This is a genomic window from Dongia soli (assembly GCF_034044715.1).
In the GTDB taxonomy this organism is placed as follows: domain Bacteria; phylum Pseudomonadota; class Alphaproteobacteria; order Dongiales; family Dongiaceae; genus Dongia_B; species Dongia_B soli.
Map to the genome: position 1 here is coordinate 109,372 of NZ_JAXCLW010000001.1, position 15,568 is coordinate 124,939.

At 60.0% G+C, this 15,568-nt stretch carries 14 protein-coding genes; 6 read left to right on the forward strand and 8 right to left on the reverse strand.

All coding sequences use genetic code 11. The features are described from left to right. Window positions 1-132: 132 nt before the first annotated feature. Entirely contained in the window at window positions 133-1,434 is a 1,302-nt protein-coding gene (gabT, locus tag SMD27_RS00490) for a 4-aminobutyrate--2-oxoglutarate transaminase (RefSeq protein ID WP_320506377.1), read from the reverse strand. 343 nt (window positions 1,435-1,777) lie between these two features. On the opposite strand from gabT, the gene SMD27_RS00495 reads away from it, so the two are divergent. Then, on the forward strand, window positions 1,778-2,710 hold the full coding sequence (locus SMD27_RS00495) for a hydrogen peroxide-inducible genes activator (RefSeq protein ID WP_320506378.1): 933 nt from the start codon (window positions 1,778-1,780) through the stop codon (window positions 2,708-2,710). A gap of 19 nt (window positions 2,711-2,729) precedes the next feature. Here SMD27_RS00495 and glpD read toward each other — a convergent pair whose 3' ends face one another. Beyond that, complete coding sequence (gene glpD / locus SMD27_RS00500) at window positions 2,730-4,235, reverse strand: glycerol-3-phosphate dehydrogenase (protein ID WP_320506379.1); 1,506 nt, start codon at window positions 4,233-4,235, stop codon at window positions 2,730-2,732. A gap of 184 nt (window positions 4,236-4,419) precedes the next feature. Next, window positions 4,420-5,187: a DeoR family transcriptional regulator gene (locus tag SMD27_RS00505; protein WP_320506380.1), complete on the reverse strand. Its 768-nt coding sequence runs from the start codon at window positions 5,185-5,187 to the stop codon at window positions 4,420-4,422. Between the two features lie 245 nt (window positions 5,188-5,432). Between SMD27_RS00505 and SMD27_RS00510 the strand changes: the two genes are divergently transcribed. Next, window positions 5,433-6,092, forward strand: a complete 660-nt coding sequence (locus tag SMD27_RS00510) for a pyridoxamine 5'-phosphate oxidase family protein (RefSeq protein WP_320506381.1) — start codon at window positions 5,433-5,435, stop codon at window positions 6,090-6,092. A 6-nt stretch (window positions 6,093-6,098) separates the two neighbouring features. Here the strand turns inward: SMD27_RS00510 and SMD27_RS00515 are convergent, their stop codons facing one another. Beyond that, window positions 6,099-6,626, reverse strand: coding sequence for an Lrp/AsnC family transcriptional regulator (locus SMD27_RS00515; protein ID WP_320506382.1), 528 nt, complete (start codon window positions 6,624-6,626; stop codon window positions 6,099-6,101). Between the two features lie 264 nt (window positions 6,627-6,890). Between SMD27_RS00515 and trxB the strand changes: the two genes are divergently transcribed. From trxB to SMD27_RS00535, 4 genes are all read left to right on the forward strand, one after another. Beyond that, window positions 6,891-7,859 (forward strand): thioredoxin-disulfide reductase, encoded by a 969-nt coding sequence (trxB, locus tag SMD27_RS00520; RefSeq protein ID WP_320506383.1) that lies wholly within the window; start codon window positions 6,891-6,893, stop codon window positions 7,857-7,859. A gap of 42 nt (window positions 7,860-7,901) precedes the next feature. Further along, window positions 7,902-8,801, forward strand: a complete 900-nt coding sequence (locus SMD27_RS00525) for a LysR family transcriptional regulator (protein WP_320506384.1) — start codon at window positions 7,902-7,904, stop codon at window positions 8,799-8,801. 165 nt (window positions 8,802-8,966) lie between these two features. Then, window positions 8,967-9,668 (forward strand): TetR family transcriptional regulator C-terminal domain-containing protein, encoded by a 702-nt coding sequence (locus SMD27_RS00530; RefSeq protein ID WP_320506385.1) that lies wholly within the window; start codon window positions 8,967-8,969, stop codon window positions 9,666-9,668. A 55-nt stretch (window positions 9,669-9,723) separates the two neighbouring features. After that, window positions 9,724-10,962 (forward strand): aromatic ring-hydroxylating oxygenase subunit alpha, encoded by a 1,239-nt coding sequence (locus tag SMD27_RS00535; protein ID WP_320506386.1) that lies wholly within the window; start codon window positions 9,724-9,726, stop codon window positions 10,960-10,962. A gap of 80 nt (window positions 10,963-11,042) precedes the next feature. Here SMD27_RS00535 and SMD27_RS00540 read toward each other — a convergent pair whose 3' ends face one another. From SMD27_RS00540 to SMD27_RS00555, 4 genes are all read right to left on the reverse strand, one after another. Next, window positions 11,043-11,300: a hypothetical protein gene (locus SMD27_RS00540; RefSeq protein ID WP_320506387.1), complete on the reverse strand. Its 258-nt coding sequence runs from the start codon at window positions 11,298-11,300 to the stop codon at window positions 11,043-11,045. 559 nt (window positions 11,301-11,859) lie between these two features. Next, complete coding sequence (ydiK, locus tag SMD27_RS00545; RefSeq protein ID WP_320506388.1) at window positions 11,860-13,017, reverse strand: AI-2E family transporter YdiK; 1,158 nt, start codon at window positions 13,015-13,017, stop codon at window positions 11,860-11,862. Window positions 13,018-13,217: 200 nt separating this feature from the next. Further along, entirely contained in the window at window positions 13,218-14,189 is a 972-nt protein-coding gene (gene msrP / locus SMD27_RS00550; protein WP_320506389.1) for a protein-methionine-sulfoxide reductase catalytic subunit MsrP, read from the reverse strand. 137 nt (window positions 14,190-14,326) lie between these two features. After that, entirely contained in the window at window positions 14,327-15,529 is a 1,203-nt protein-coding gene (locus tag SMD27_RS00555; RefSeq protein ID WP_320506390.1) for an aspartate transaminase, read from the reverse strand. Window positions 15,530-15,568: the final 39 nt, after the last annotated feature.

Sequence of the window (15,568 nt, forward strand, 5' to 3'; positions counted from 1 at the left end):
CTCGAAAGCAGACAAGAAAAGGCCGCGATGGATACCTATCGCGGCCTTTTTGTTATTGCGGCCTAGACCTTTATGAAAGCGCAGTTTCTTCAGGCGACCGGTAACCACTTCGCTTAAAATGCGCTAAGTCGATCAGGCAACCTTGGCACCCGCTTCGACCGCCTGGCCAATGGTCTTTTCGAGCAGCGAGAAACCTTCGTCGATGATCGCGTCCGGCGCGGTCAGCGGCATCAGGAAACGCAGCACATTGCCGTTAACACCGCAGCTCAACAGCACCAGACCGTTTTCGCCGGCCTTGGCCGTCACTGCCTTCGTAAGATCGGCATCGGGTGATCCATCCGCCTTCACCAGCTCGCAGGCGACCATGGCGCCCAGGCCACGGATATCGCCGATACGGTTGCCGAAGGTATTGCGGCGCTTCATGTCGGAAAGACGATCGATCATCTTCTTGCCGATGACATTGGCGCGCTCGACGAGCTTCTCTTCTTCCATCACATCGAGCACCGCATTCGCGGCGGCGCAGCCGATCGGGCTGCCGGCATAGGTGCCGCCGAGACCGCCGGGGGCCGGCGCATCCATGATCTCGGCGCGGCCGGTCACCGCGGAAAGCGGAAAACCGCCGGCCAGGCTCTTCGCCATGGTCATCAGATCCGGTTCGATACCGGCATGTTCGATGGCGAACATCTTGCCGGTCCGCGCAAAGCCAGTCTGGATTTCATCGACGATGAAGACGATGCCGTGCTTGGTGCAGATGTCGCGCAGAGCACGCAGGAAATCGAACGGCACCACATTGAAGCCGCCTTCGCCCTGCACCGGCTCGATGATGATGGCAGCGACATTGTCGGGACCGACATCGGCCTTGAACAGGGTGTCCAGCGCCTTCAGCGAGGCAGCGCCGTTATCCTTCAGCGCCGGATCGGGGAACGGCACGTGATAGATGTCTGTCGGGAACGGGCCGAAGCCGACCTTATATGGCGCATATTTGCCCGTCAGGGCCATGCCGAGCATGGTGCGGCCATGAAAAGCGCCGGAGAAAGCGATGACCGCCGCGCGCTTGGTATGAGCGCGCGCGATCTTTACGGCATTCTCGACGGCTTCGGCGCCGGTGGTCAGAAAGATCGTCTTGGTATTGCCGCTGATCGGCACCAGATCATTCAGCCGCTCGGCCAGCCGGATATAGGTTTCATACGGTGTCACCTGGAAGCAGGCATGGGACAGCTTGTCGACCTGCTCCTTCACCGCCGCCACGATCTTCGGATGGCAGTGACCGGTGTTCAAGACCGCGATGCCGCCGGCGAAGTCGATCAGGCGCTTGCCTTCTTCATCGGTGATTTCCGCATTGGAGGCGCGCTGGGCATAGATGCCGTAAGCATTGCCGACACCGCGCGGAACGGCGGCATTGCGGCGCTGATGCAGGCTGGCATTGGTGGGCATGAGAGGCTCCTTCTTGGCTACAACAGGCGCTACCCGCGACGGCGCCGGAGCATGGCCAAACCCAGTCTTGCCCCCTGAACCAGCAGAAAATAGCGCCCACAACGGCGCCGGCCCGTCCCCCAATAGGGCCGAACCGATCGGCGCGACTATAGCAGGTTGCCGATGCGATACCAGCTTGGCCGACATGTCGCATCTTCGTTCTGCCATGCAGCTTTGGCCTGAGGAAGCTACGGTTTCGCTATTTTTACATGAGCCCCGTCGCACCAGCCGCGGCTTCGCCCATCAGCTCTTGATCGATTTCAAAAACGACTTATCTTAAGATTATTAATCGGAAAAATCGATCATGGCGAGTCCTCTGAATAGCCTCAAACAACTGCGGTATTTGACAGCGCTCCACGAATACCAGCATTTCGGCCGGGCGGCGGAAGCCTGTTACGTGTCTCAATCGACGCTGAGCGCCGGTCTGAAAGAGCTGGAAGCGCAGCTTGGTGTCACATTGGTCGAACGGACCAACCGCAGCGTGGTTTTCACCGCTTTGGGCCAGGTCATCGCCAATCAGGCCCAGCGCGTGCTGGGCGAAGCGGCCGCTCTGGTGGAACTTGCGGCCGCCGCTGGCGAACCGCTGGCGGGGCCGCTGCGTTTAGGCGTCATCCCGACCATCGCCCCCTTCCTGCTGCCGAAGGTCCTGCCGATCCTGCGGAAACGTTATCCGAAACTGAAGCTGTACCTGACCGAAGACCAGACGGCACGGCTGCTTGACCAGTTAGACGAAGGGCAACTTGATCTCGTCCTGCTGGCATTGCCTTTCGACTGCGGCAGTGCGGCTACATTGCCGCTTTTCGACGACGCGTTTTATTTGGTCTGCCAGCGAGATCATCCGCTGGCCACGAAGAAACCGCTGACCATGCAGGACTTGGCGCAAGTGCCGTTGCTACTGCTGGCCGAGGGCCACTGCCTGAGCGATCAGGCAGTCAGCGCCTGCCGGCTGACGCAGCGCAGTCCGGCCATCGATTTCACCGCCACCAGCCTCACCACGTTGGTGGAGATGTCGGCCAATGGCCTCGGTGTCACGCTGCTGCCGGAGATGGCGGTCAATGCGCAATTGCTGAAGGGTGGCGAATTGGTTGCCCGACGGTTCGACGACGAAACCCCAACCCGGCAGATCGGCCTCGCCTGGCGCGCCACCAGTCCCCGCGAGGACGAGTTCAAATTGCTTGGCCAGGTGTTCTCGCCAGAACAGGCGACGGCGAAGCATGCGGGAACATTGGCCTCGTAATCCCTCGGCAAAAGCGATCTTAATTTGCTGCGAACCAGGCGCGCAATCTATCCTGCGCCTCGACCGGCAGATGCAGGCCAAGCTTCGAGCGACGCCAGAGAACGTCATCAGCGCTGCGTGCCCATTCCTGATCGATCAGATAGCGCACTTCGGATTCATATAAATCACCGCCGAAATGCGTTCCCAGCCCATCCAGGGATAATGCCGTGCCGATGATCCGATCGATCCGGGTGCCATAAGCGCGCGCCAGGCGATGGCGCATTTCGGATGGCAGCCAGGTGAAGCGCTGGGCCAATCCGGCCTCGAAGGAGGTGAAATCCGCATTGGCGATATCGCCACCCGGCAGGTGCGCTTTTGCCGTCCAGTCGCCGCCGGCTTGCGGAAAGAAGGGCTGCAGCTTCTGCAAGGCATGTTCCGCCAAACGGCGGTAGGTCGTGATCTTGCCGCCAAACACGTTCAGCAAGACCGCACCACCTTCGCCATCCTCCAGATCCAGCACATAGTCGCGGGATATGGCGGAAGCGCTTTCGCTGCCGTCGGTATCGAAGAGCGGGCGTACACCGGCATAGTTCCAGACCACATCGGCAGCCGTGACGTGATGCTTGAAATGCCGATTGACGACATTGCAGAGATAGTCAACTTCCTCCGGTGAAATTTTCACGCCGGCGGGGTCGCCCTCGTAAGCGACGTCGGTGGTCCCAACCAGGGTGAAGTGCCCCTCATATGGAATCGTGAAGACGATGCGGCGATCTTCATTCTGCAGGATGAAGGCATGTTCGCCCTGATAGAGGCGCGGCACGATGATATGGCTGCCTTTGACCAGACGAAGCTGGCCATCTCGCTTTCCGCCGATCTGCTGATCGATGAAACTGCCTGCCCAGGGACCGGTTGCATTGACAAGGGCACGCGCCCGGACCAGCCGCGGCTGGTTGCCGATCATGGCATCGCCGCCAATCTCCACGATCCAACCTTTGCCCTCGCGTTTGGCTGAAAGAACCGGGCTGCGGGTCAGGACCTCAACGCCGCGTTCCCGCGCATCCAAAGCATTGAGCGCCACCAGACGCGCGTCGTTGACCCAACAATCCGAATAGGCAAAGCCGATCTGGTATTCCGCCTTGAGGCCCGATTGAAGCGGTCCCGTCCTCAGATCGACCCGCTTCGAGGCGGGCAGGCGCTTGCGGCCGCCAAGATGATCGTAGAGGAACAACCCGATCCGGATCATCCAGGCGGGGCGCAGCGATTTTTCGTGCGGCAGGATGAAGCGCAGCGGCCAGATGATATGCGGCGCGCTTTCCAACAACACTTCGCGTTCGCTCAGCGCCTCGCGCACTAGGCGGAATTCATAATGCTCCAGATAGCGCAGGCCGCCATGAATGAGCTTGGTGCTGGCCGATGAGGTCGCACTGGCCAAATCGCGTTGCTCTGCCAGCAGCACTTTCAGCCCGCGGCCCGCCGCATCCCGGGCAATGCCCGTGCCGTTGATGCCGCCGCCGACGACCAGCAGATCGACCGTATCCTGTGTCATGCCCGCGCCTTATTGCCTTCCTTGAGGCTGTATCCATTCAATTTTGTCGTAACATAACCAGCTTATTTTCTCTATCGAAAATATTTTAATGCCTTATTTTCGATAATGAACATAACCACGACGGCTGCAGCTTCGCCCATCGCCTAATCTGGCGAGGAAGCTCTGGCTGGGTACTGATGGGGTCCTAATCTTCGTCGGCGATATGCAGCTGGACGTCGTGCTGGGCGAGGAGTTCACGGATTGCCGGCGGCGGTGCCTGATCGGTGAAGACGGCGCTGAGCTGGCTGAGATGGCCCAGCCGCACCATGGGCCGGCGTTCGAACTTGGTATGGTCGGCCACCAGGAAAACCTGACGGGAATTTTCGATGATGGCCTGGGCGACCCGAACTTCGCGATAATCGAAATCGAGCAGCGTGCCATCGCCATCGATGCCACTGATACCGATGATGCCGAGATCGACCCGGAACTGCCGGACGAAATCGATGGTCGCTTCGCCGATGATGGCACGATCGACCGACCGCACCACCCCGCCGGCGACAATGACTTCGGAAGAGCGGTTCTCGCAGAGAATCGCCGCCACATTGAGATTGTTGGTGATCACCCGAAGACCGCTGTGATGCAGCAGCGCCCGGGCCACTTCTTCATTGGTGGTGCCGATATTGATGAAAAGCGATGTCTCGACCGGAATATGCGCGGCGCAGAGCCGCGCAATCCGGCGCTTTTCCGTCAAGGCATGGACTTGACGTGCGGCATAGGCCGTGTTGTGGACGCTGGAATTGAGCCCTGCACCCCCGTGGTGCCGCTCTAGCAGGTCCTGCGCCGAGAGGTCATTGATGTCGCGGCGGATGGTCTGCGGCGTTACATCGAAATGCTGTGCCAGGGATTCGATCGACATATAACCGCGCTGGCGCACCAGCGTGACGATTTCCGCAAGTCGGGCGTCGCGTTGCATTCTTTCCTCATTTCCGGCCGGACTTCTATCGATCGCCGGGAACTGTCATTTTCCGCCCCGAACATGACAGCGTGCGACCCGCAATCCAAGGCGTTTCGCATGCGGACGCAATCCTTACGCGAAGACAGCCAATATTACTTCCGGCAGCAAACGCGGCAAAATTGGCACTTCCCAGCGGCCTTGGGCGCTTCTCGCCTCCCGAACCATCCCGTAGCATGTCGCTACAACGTGCAGAAGAGATTGAAATGGCGAAGAATTTCACCGAGATCGCCTATAGCGACGCTGTCTTGGCGATGCAGCGGAAATACAAGGCGGTCGAGATAAATGCTGAACTGCAACATAGCGTCGGCCGCAACAGCATCACGCCGGCACTTGCCAGCTATCTCAGCAGTCGCGTGTCCTTCTATATGGCGACAGCCTCGAAGGCTGCTCAGCCTTATATTCAGCACCGTGGCGGGCCGGCCGGCTTTATCAAGATCCTCGACCCGCAGACCCTGGCCTTCGCGGATTTCGACGGCAATAAACAATATATCAGCCTCGGCAATCTCAGCGAGAATCCCCGGGTCCAGCTTTTTTTCATGGATTACAGCCAGCGCCGCCGGCTGAAGATCTGGGGCACAGCCAAACTCGTCGAGGACGATCCGAAGCTCTTGGCCGCCGTCACGCCGGAGGCGTGGCGCAAGCCGCTCCGCCGCGCCATCCGGATCACCGTCGAGGCCTGGGACGTCAATTGCCCGGCCTATATCCCACAGCTTTTCAGCGTCGATGACGTCGAAGCCGCCCATGCCGGGATGTTGAAACATATCGAGGCGCTGGAAGCGGAGATCGAACGCCTCAAGAGGGAAGCAGCAAAAGCGCCGACAACAAAACCGGCCGCAGCAAATGCGCGCGCACGGAAAAGATAACGCCGGCTATTCCGCCGCTTTAGGATCGAGATTGTGGTGCGGCGTCGCGTCCCGCGGCTCATCCGCTTCGATCGGGACGCCGGGCTGTTGCTTGCTGGTACGAATCGCCAATGCGGATTTGACGTGGCTGACATTCGGCGCGGGGGTCAAGCAGGTGGTCAGGAATTTTTGATAGGAATCCCAGTCATGGGCTACGACCTTCAGCAGGAAGTCGGTTTCGCCCGCCAGCATGTGGCATTCCCGGACCAACGGCCAGGTCTGCACCAGCGCCTCAAAGGCTTTGAGATCATGTTCGGCCTGGCTGTTCAGGCCGACATGGGCAAAAACCGTGACGCCGAAGCCCAGGGCTTCCGGATTGATCTCGGCATGATATCCGCGCACATAGCCGGCCTCCTCAAGCGCCCGCACCCGGCGCAGGCAAGGGGGCGCCGAAATGCCGGCACGTTGGGCCAATTCCACATTGGTCATGCGGCCATCAGCTTGCAGATCCGCCAGAATGCGCAGATCGATTTTGTCCAGTTTTGCCCGGCGCATGAAAGAAAGCCCCTGTCTCACACGGCGTTTCGCGCAACTATATTATAAGTAACATCGCGGCAACAAGGGTGGGTCTGAGGCCTCGCGGCAGCCACCACGGGAAAATTATCTTAAAGCTCGAGGCGATGGATCGCGCAGTTGCCTTGTAACTAATGGCTCACCCCCTTATGTTAGCCAAGGCTCCGGAATCGGGTGGAATCGGGGGCTTCGACAGCATCGGATGGCGTCTTCGGGCGCCAAAATCGTCTCGTTCAGGATCGTTTCATGGCCACGGAACATCGCAGCAAAGTCGTCATCATTGGTTCCGGCCCGGCCGGCTTTACCGCCGCCATCTATGCGGCGCGCGCCAATCTGCAGCCGATTCTGGTCCAGGGACTGCAGCCGGGCGGACAGATGACCATCACCACCGATGTCGAAAACTATCCGGGCTTCGCCGACGTCATCCAGGGGCCCTGGCTGATGGAGCAGATGCAGAAGCAGGCCGAGCATGTCGGTACGCGCATGATGTTCGATACGATCGTCGAGGTCGATCTCAGCCGCCGCCCCTATCACTGTGTTGGCGATTCCGGCGATATCTATATCGGCGACACGCTGATCATCTGCACCGGCGCCCAGGCGCGCTGGCTGGGGCTGGAATCCGAACAGAAATATCGCGGCTTCGGCGTATCGGCCTGCGCCACCTGCGACGGTTTCTTCTTCCGCGAGAAGGAAGTCTGCATCGTCGGCGGCGGCAATACGGCCGTTGAGGAAGCAATCTACCTGACAAATCATGCCAGCAAGGTCACGCTGATCCATCGCCGTGACACGCTGCGGGCGGAAAAGATTTTGCAGGACCGGCTGTTCCGCAATCCGAAGATCAATGTGATCTGGGACAGCGCCGTCGAGGAAGTTCTCGGCGGCGGTGATCCGGCCGGCGTCACCGGGGTCAAGATCCGCAACGTGAAGACCGGCGAAACACAGGAGATTCCCTGCGACGGCTTCTTCGTCGCGATCGGCCACAGCCCGGCGACGGAATTGTTCAAGGGCAAACTACCGCTCGACAATGAAGGCTATCTGGTCACCAAGCCGGATAGCACGGCGACCTCGGTTCCCGGGGTGTTTGCTGCCGGTGACGTCAAGGACAAGGTTTATCGGCAAGCCGTGACGGCGGCTGGCATGGGGTGCATGGCGGCTTTGGAGGCGGAGCGCTTCCTGGCGGCCAATGAGGGGGAACACGCGGTCGCCGCGGAGTAAGGCGATCGCGCAACGCGGCCTTCGCGGCCGATCGGTGATCGAATGGATTGGGATAAACTGCGTATCTTCCATGCCGTGGCCGAGGCTGGCAGCTTCACGCATGCGGGGGAAACCTTAAATCTGAGTCAGTCGGCCGTTTCGCGGCAGATCAGTTCGCTGGAAGAGAGCCTCAATGTTGCTTTGTTCCATCGCCATGCGCGCGGCCTGATCCTGACGGAACAGGGCGAGTTGCTCTACCGCACCGCCCATGAGGTTTTCTCCAAGCTGGCGATGGCCGAGGCGCAGCTGACCGAGAGCAAGGACAAGCCGAAAGGCCAGTTGAAGGTCACCGCGACCCAGGCTTTTGGATCGTCCTGGCTGACCCCGGTCCTTGGCGAGTTCATCGAGCTCTATCCCGATGTTCAGGTCGACCTGGTGCTGGAAGACCGCGAACTCGACCTTTCCATGCGCGAAGCCGATGTCGCCATCCGCATGGCGCCGCCGCGCCAGCCGGAACTGATCCAGCGCCACCTGATGACGGTGCATCTCAACGTCTATGCCTCGCCGGCTTATATCAAGCGCCATGGCATTCCGAAGAGCCCGGAGGATTTGGACAATCACCGGATCATCGTCTATGGCGACGACACAACCAAGCCGCCGGTCAAGGATATCGACTGGCTGCTCCATACCAGCGCCAAGCGCGATGGCCAGCGCCGGCCGATCCTGAAGGTCAACAGCGTCTATGCCATCCTGCGGGCGGTACAAAGCGGGCTTGGCCTCGCTTCCCTGCCGGAATATATGGCGCAGGAATCAACCGCCCTCGTTCGCATTCTGCCGGAGATGCAGGGCCCTCGGATCGACAGCTATTTCGTCTATCCAGAGGAATTGCGGTCCTCAAAACGCATCCAGGTTTTCCGCGATTTCCTGCTGCGGAAGGTGGCCGAAGGCAAATTAACCGGGTAAAGCCGGCTTCTCAGCTTGTGGAATCGAGACTTTTTCAAAAAGGGCGACCGCCTACAGGCTTCGCCCTTTTCTTATGGGTATCGCCTGCACCTTGACATTTCTGAGCGCTTCGCTTTAAATAAATGAACGTTCATTTATTTAACTGGTCTCCGGCGGATCGGACCCATGCAGGCAGTTATCAACCAGGATGGAACTGAGCGACGCGGCCGGCGTAGCCGCGCCGGCACGCAGCGCAACCATGAGCGCACCCATGCCGCGATCCTTGATGCCACCATCAGAACGATTGCCCGCCACAGCCTGTCGGGCACCACCGTACAGCGTGTCGCGGCCGAAGCCGGCGTCTCGGTCGGCGCCGTGATCCTGCATTACAAGAGCAAGGAGGCGCTGCTGGTCGCGGCACTCGATCTCGTGGCCGAGGATTTCGAAATTGCCCGGCGTGAAGCCCTGAGCAAGGCGGGGTCGGATCCGGTTGCCGCTCTGACCGCGCTGATCGAGGTTTCGCTCAACCCCCAGGTCAGCAATCCGGACCGGGTCGCGGTCTGGTCTGCCTTCTGGGGCGAGGCCCAGGCGCGCCGCGTCTATCTCGACCGGGTCGGCACGCTGGACAATGCCTATCAGAACGACCTGACCGGTTTGGTGCAGCAGTTGATCGAGACGGGCGGCTATCGCCATCTCGATGCGGAAGCTGTCGCGCTCGGCCTCGCCGGGCTGCTCGACGGCCAGTGGCAGGACATCATGGTATCCGGTGAAACTTTCGACCGGCAGCGCGCGCATCGCGTGGCGCAGGCCTATCTCGCCGGCCTGTTCCCCAACGAATTCGCATTGACTGCTGCCTCGGCTTCTTTCGCCGGCGACAAGCATGACTGACTGCAGGCCACATCAGTTCACGACAATCGGATGAATACGACAAGGGAGATCGGATATGACGGCAACCCAGGCGGCAACGACCAGCATCACCACCCCGGCGAATTTCCGGAATGAGGGAAACGGCCTGCCGCGTGCCTTGCCTGCCTGGACCTATCGCAATGCCGAGCTGATCGAACTGGAATATGAACGCCTGATCCTCCCGTCCTGGCAGTTCGTCTGCCACATCAACCAGGTGAAAAATCCCGGCGACTTCGCGACGCTGGATCTGATGCGCGATTCGATCATCGTGATGCGCGGCAAGGACAAGGCACTACGCGCCTTCATGAATGTCTGCCGCCATCGCGGCGCCAAACTGCTCGATGGCAGCGGCACCTGCAAGCATCGCCTGGTCTGCCCCTATCACGCTTGGTCGTATAACTTCGACGGCAGCCTCGCGGCTGTGCCGGCGGAACATACTTTCCCCGGGCTTGATAAGCAGGAATTCGGCCTGAGGCCGGTCGAGCTGGAAGTCGTCCTTGGCCTGGTCTTCATCCGCGTCATTCCCGGTGGGCCAAGCCTGAAGGAGATGTGGGGCGACTACGTCGATCTGGTCGCCGATTACCGGCTGGAAGACATGGTACCGGTGGATGAGCCCTGGACCGATATCTGGCAGTGCAATTGGAAGGTCGGCGTCGACAACAATCTGGAGAATTATCATATCCCGCTTGGCCATCCCGGCTATCACCGGATGCTGGACAATGATCTGCAAGGCTTCATAAATGTCCACGGCGTTGCCGGCAGCAAGAGTGTCTTGAAGGACAAGCCGTCACCGAATTGGGTCGAGCGCTTCTATCAGCAGATGGCGCCGGAAGTGCTGCGCGATCTCCCCGAGGAGATCCGCCGCACTTGGTACTTCTTCACCCTGCCGCCCAATATCGGTATCGACATCTATCCCGATAGCATGGATGTGTTCCAGATCCTGCCGCGCGGTGCCGAAACTTGTGTCGTGCGTTATCCGGTCTACCGCCGGCCGAAGGAGAATCGCGAGCAGAGGGTGTTGCGCTATCTCAATGGTCGCATCAATCGCCAGGTCGGCGCCGAAGACCGGGAGCTTTGCGAACGCGTGCAGCTCGGCATCGGGTCACGCGGCTATGAGGCCGGCCCGCTTTCGTCTTATGAAGTCGCCTTGAAGGATTTCCACGACCGCGTCCGCGCGGTCTGCCCGGTCACCACTTTGCCCAAGGCGCCGGGCGCAGGCAGCTTGCGGCAGCGTAATGCGGAGCTCTCGGCCGCAGTGAAGCGCAGCGGCAATTGAACAGCATCCGTCGCTCCGTTTAAGCCCCGGCCGGCGGCCGGGGCTTTGCTCTGGCAAGGTCAAATCGACTGTTGCGAACCTTAGGGCTGCTGTGATTGCCTCATCGAGGCGGCGATCAACCGGGCGCGGCGATCCTGCTTGGCCGAATTGATGACCAGCACCGCATGAATGACGGCGATAGACCAGATAAACAGGCCCGGTCCACCCGCCAGAAAGAGCCAGATAAAGCCCGTCACCAAAGCGACGATGCAAATCAGCAGATTGAGCACCGCCTGAAAAATCCGCCCATAAAGCAGCAAAGCCAAGGGCGGCAAGAAGATGGCGAGCAAATAAATCATTCATGGCTCCGGAAAAAAGGCTGCCTTCGTTTGCGCCGCGCAGTTCATGTCGCGCGAGTCGAGCCGATTTCAAGCGTGGGTCTTGCCCATGCCCAGGCGACAATACCTAAAATGCCATGCAAAAAATGCCATGATCCTGCATTTACCAAGCTTAAATGCCACCATCATTTTTGACCTAACTACTTGACTTAACTTGATTAATTAGCCATGCGGCGCATGCATGGGCCGCCTGTGATTTTCTTTCTGGTAGCGGTTCGCGAATTTCTTATCCTGTCAACGTGTGATTTAGCAACAAGTCTGTGGCGTTTTTGCAACAACTTGTTTTTTGCAGGAACTAGCCTTGCAAGGCCGTGTTCTCTGCGGTGTGGGAAGCCTTTGGCTTCCATGTGTATTCGGGTGCAACGCCCGGATAGAGGGTCTTCGGATCCTACGTCTCCCAGACGTAAAGCCTCCCTGTTTAACTTGCCCCCGACCGTTTGGCCGGGGGTTTTTTCTTGGCGAATTCATTAGGTGCCAATTGCGCGGCCCCGGCCCGGTGGCTTGTCTGATCCTCGCCTCCTTACTGGGCCGTGCCGGTTGGGGAATCCGGCGCAACCGGCAGATTGACGCGATTTGGCTCCGCACGGGGATCGATCTGCGCACGATCGGGGACCGACAGTGGGTTGTCCACCGCTTCGTTTATCCAGGCCTGCAGCAGCGTGTAAGTGACCGCGAGGACCACCGGGCCGACGAAGAGGCCGACCAAGCCGAAGGCGAACATGCCGCCGATCACGCCGCAAAGGATAAGGAGAAGCGGAAGGTGGGCGCCGCGTTTGATCAAGAGCGGTCGCATGATGTTATCCAGCATGCCGACCAGGATCGTCCAGCCGATCAGGGCGGTTGCCCAAATATCCTGCCCCTGCCAGTACAGCCATGCGACGCCAACGATCAGCGGCAAGAACGGACCGACCTGGGCGATACACAGCATCATCATCATCGCGGAGAGCAAGGCCGCATAGGGCACACCGGCAACCCATAGACCGATGCCCCCCAGCAGAGACTGCACGATAGCGGTGACGACAATGCCAAGGGCGACGGCCCTGATCGCCTGACCGCCCAGCCGCACGGCAAATTCGCCCCGGTCACCGCTCAGGCGGCGAGCGAAACGGATGACAGCGCGCCCCGCAAATTCACCGCGGGCATAGAGAATGACCGCAATGATCAGCGTCAGCAGCAGATGAAGAAGGAGGATGCCGACCGAACCGATTTTGCTCCAGATCCAGTTGAGGATTTCCGCGGCATAAGGCTGAAGATGCGCCAGCAAACTGCCGGGACCCGCCGCCGAAAGTTCCTGCCACCTGGCCTCGACCTTTTCCCCAATCAAAGGAATGCCCGGTACCCAATCTGGCGGCGGCGGCAGGCTATAGGTCGGCAGCCCGGTCACCAGTCGCCCGATGGTGCCTGCATGTTCCAGCAGCGTCAGGATGGCGGCGGTGAAGGGCAGCACGATCACCAGCAACATTGCCAGGGTCATGACGATGACGCCGCAGAGTCGCTTATCGCCGAAAGCTGCTTGCACCTTGAGCAGCAGCGGCCAGGTGGCGACGACGATCATTGTTGCCCAGATCAATGCCGGCAGGAAAGGACGCATCACCCAGAGGCTGCCGGCGATCATCAGGCTGATCACCAGCACGACCAGGACGTGACGGACCAGATCGATGGACGGGCGTGATATCACGATAGCCTCCTGCTTAAGGCAACGGGCAGAAGAGCATTGAGAGGCCGGTTGTCATCCGCTGTCAGGCGCCACCCTCCCGCCACCGGGGCGTCGCACACCCGGTCGAGCGGCTGTAGTATAGCGTGACAACCCGCCCGAGCAGCCTCAGAAAAAAGGCAGGCCGACCGGCCTGCCAAATGCTGAAACCCGGATATGGACGCCTATCTGTACAGCTCTTCACCTTGCAGATTGGTGTAAAGCGCGGCGACCTGTTCGGCATAACCGTTGAAGAGCTTGGTCGGCCGCTGCTCCCCCGTCCCGAGATCGCGTTCGCTGGCCTGGCTCCAGCGCGGATGGGGCACATCCGGATTCACATTGGCCCAGAAGCCGTATTCCGATGACTGGATCGCTTCCCAGAAGGTATGCGGGCGCCCGTCGGTGAAGCTGATGCGGACAATGCCCTTGCCCGATTTGAAACCGTATTTCCACGGCAGGGTGAGTCGGATCGGCGCGCCATTTTGTTTCGGCAGCGGCTTGCCATAGAGCCCAGTCGAGACGAAGGCGAGTTCATTGGCTGCCTCCTCCAGCGTGACGCCTTCGATATAGGGCCAGGGATACCAGTCGGCGGTCTGGCCCGGCGCCACATCGGGATTGCTGAAGCTTTCGAAACGAAGATATTTCGCCCCAGCCGAGGGTCTGGCGAAAGCGACCAGCGCCTTCAACGGAAAGCCGCTCCACGGCACCGCCATCGACCAAGCTTCGACACAGCGGTGCCGGTAGAGGCGCTCCTCCAACGGCATCGCCTTCAGCAGATCGTCAATCGCGATGGTCTGCGGCTTTTCCACCATCCCGTCGAGGGTGACGCTCCACGGCCGGATCGGCAGCGCTTGGGCAGCCGTGGCGATGTCCTTCGAATCACCGAATTCATAATAGTTGTTGTAATGGCTCGCCAATTGCTCCGGTGTCATCGGCCCGTCCAACTGATAGGTCGGATTGGGCTTCACTGGATAGAGCCCGGCCGAGGGATCGACGTCATCGGCGCGGACTGACTGCATCAGAAGGCCGGGCAAGGCAGACCCAACCAATCCGCCGGCAACCATGCCTGACAGAAATCGGCGACGCCGGAGATAAATCGCTTCGGGAGTGGCTTGTGACTCGGCAATTTCCCAGCCGCGCGGAACCCGGATGAGCATGGGATCAGGTCCTTATAAAAACGTTGTCGCGCAGCTAGTTAAGAATGGGAACCCTGCCGCCTGTCTTACAACTCACGAAAACGTGAAGGGCCGGATTTCGGCCCGGCCCTTCTGCGATGCGCGTTTTGTACCAGCGCTTATTTCAGCGCCTTGCAGGCCCGGATGATGCGGGTGCAGGCTTCTGTCAGCGCCTCGGTCGAGGTCGCATAAGAGATACGGAAGAAGGGCGACAGGCCGAAGGCCGAGCCCTGCACCGCCGCCACACCTTCTGCGTCCAGCAGGTAGGTGACGAAATCGTCGTCGGTTTCGATCTTCTTGCCCTGCGGGGTGGTCTTGCCGATGACCCCGGCACAGGATGGATAGACGTAAAAGGCGCCTTCCGGCTTGTGGCAATGCAGGCCCGGCGCCTGATTCAGCATGTCGACCACCAGATCACGGCGCGCCTTGAAGCTGACATTGTGCTTGGCGATGAAATCCTGGGGGCCGTTGAGTGCTTCGACCGCTGCCGCCTGGCTGATCGAGGTCGGATTCGACGTCGATTGCGACTGCACCTTGGCGATCGCCTTGATCAACTGCACGGGGCCGGCCGCGTAGCCGATACGCCAGCCGGTCATGCAATAGGACTTCGACACGCCGTTCATGGTGAGCGTGCGGTCATAGAGCTTCGGCTCGACCTCGGCGATGGTGGTGAACTTGAAGTCGTCATACACGAGATGCTCGTACATATCGTCAGTCAGCACCCAGACATGGGGATGCTTCAGAAGCACATCGGCCAGGGCCTTCAATTCATCGCGGCTATAGGCAGCACCGGTCGGGTTGGAGGGGCTATTGAGGATCAGCCACTTGGTCTTCGGCGTGATCGCCTTTTCCAGATCCTCGGCCTGTAGCTTGAACTGATGATTGGCATTGCAAGCGACGATCACCGGCTTCGCATCGGCCAGCAGAACGATATCCGGATAGGAGACCCAATAGGGCGCCGGGATGATGACCTCGTCGCCTTCATTGAGGGTCGCCATCAAGGCGTTGTAGAGCACCTGCTTGCCGCCGGTGCCGACCGTCACCTGTTCCGGCTTGTAGTCGAGATTGTTCTCGCGCTTGAACTTGGCGCAGATCGCTTTCTTCAACGCATCGGTGCCGTCGACATTCGTGTATTTGGTGTCGCCCGCATTGATGGCGGCGATGGCCGCGGCCTTGATGTTTTCCGGGGTATCGAAATCGGGCTCGCCAGCGCCAAGGCCGATCACGTCCCGGCCGGCGGCCTTCAGCTCGCGGGCTTTCATGGTGACGGCAATCGTGGGTGACGGCTTAATGCGGTTCAGGCGATCGGAAATGAAAGACATCTTGCTCTCGATCTCAGGCGGTTGGCGCGGCGGCGGCCG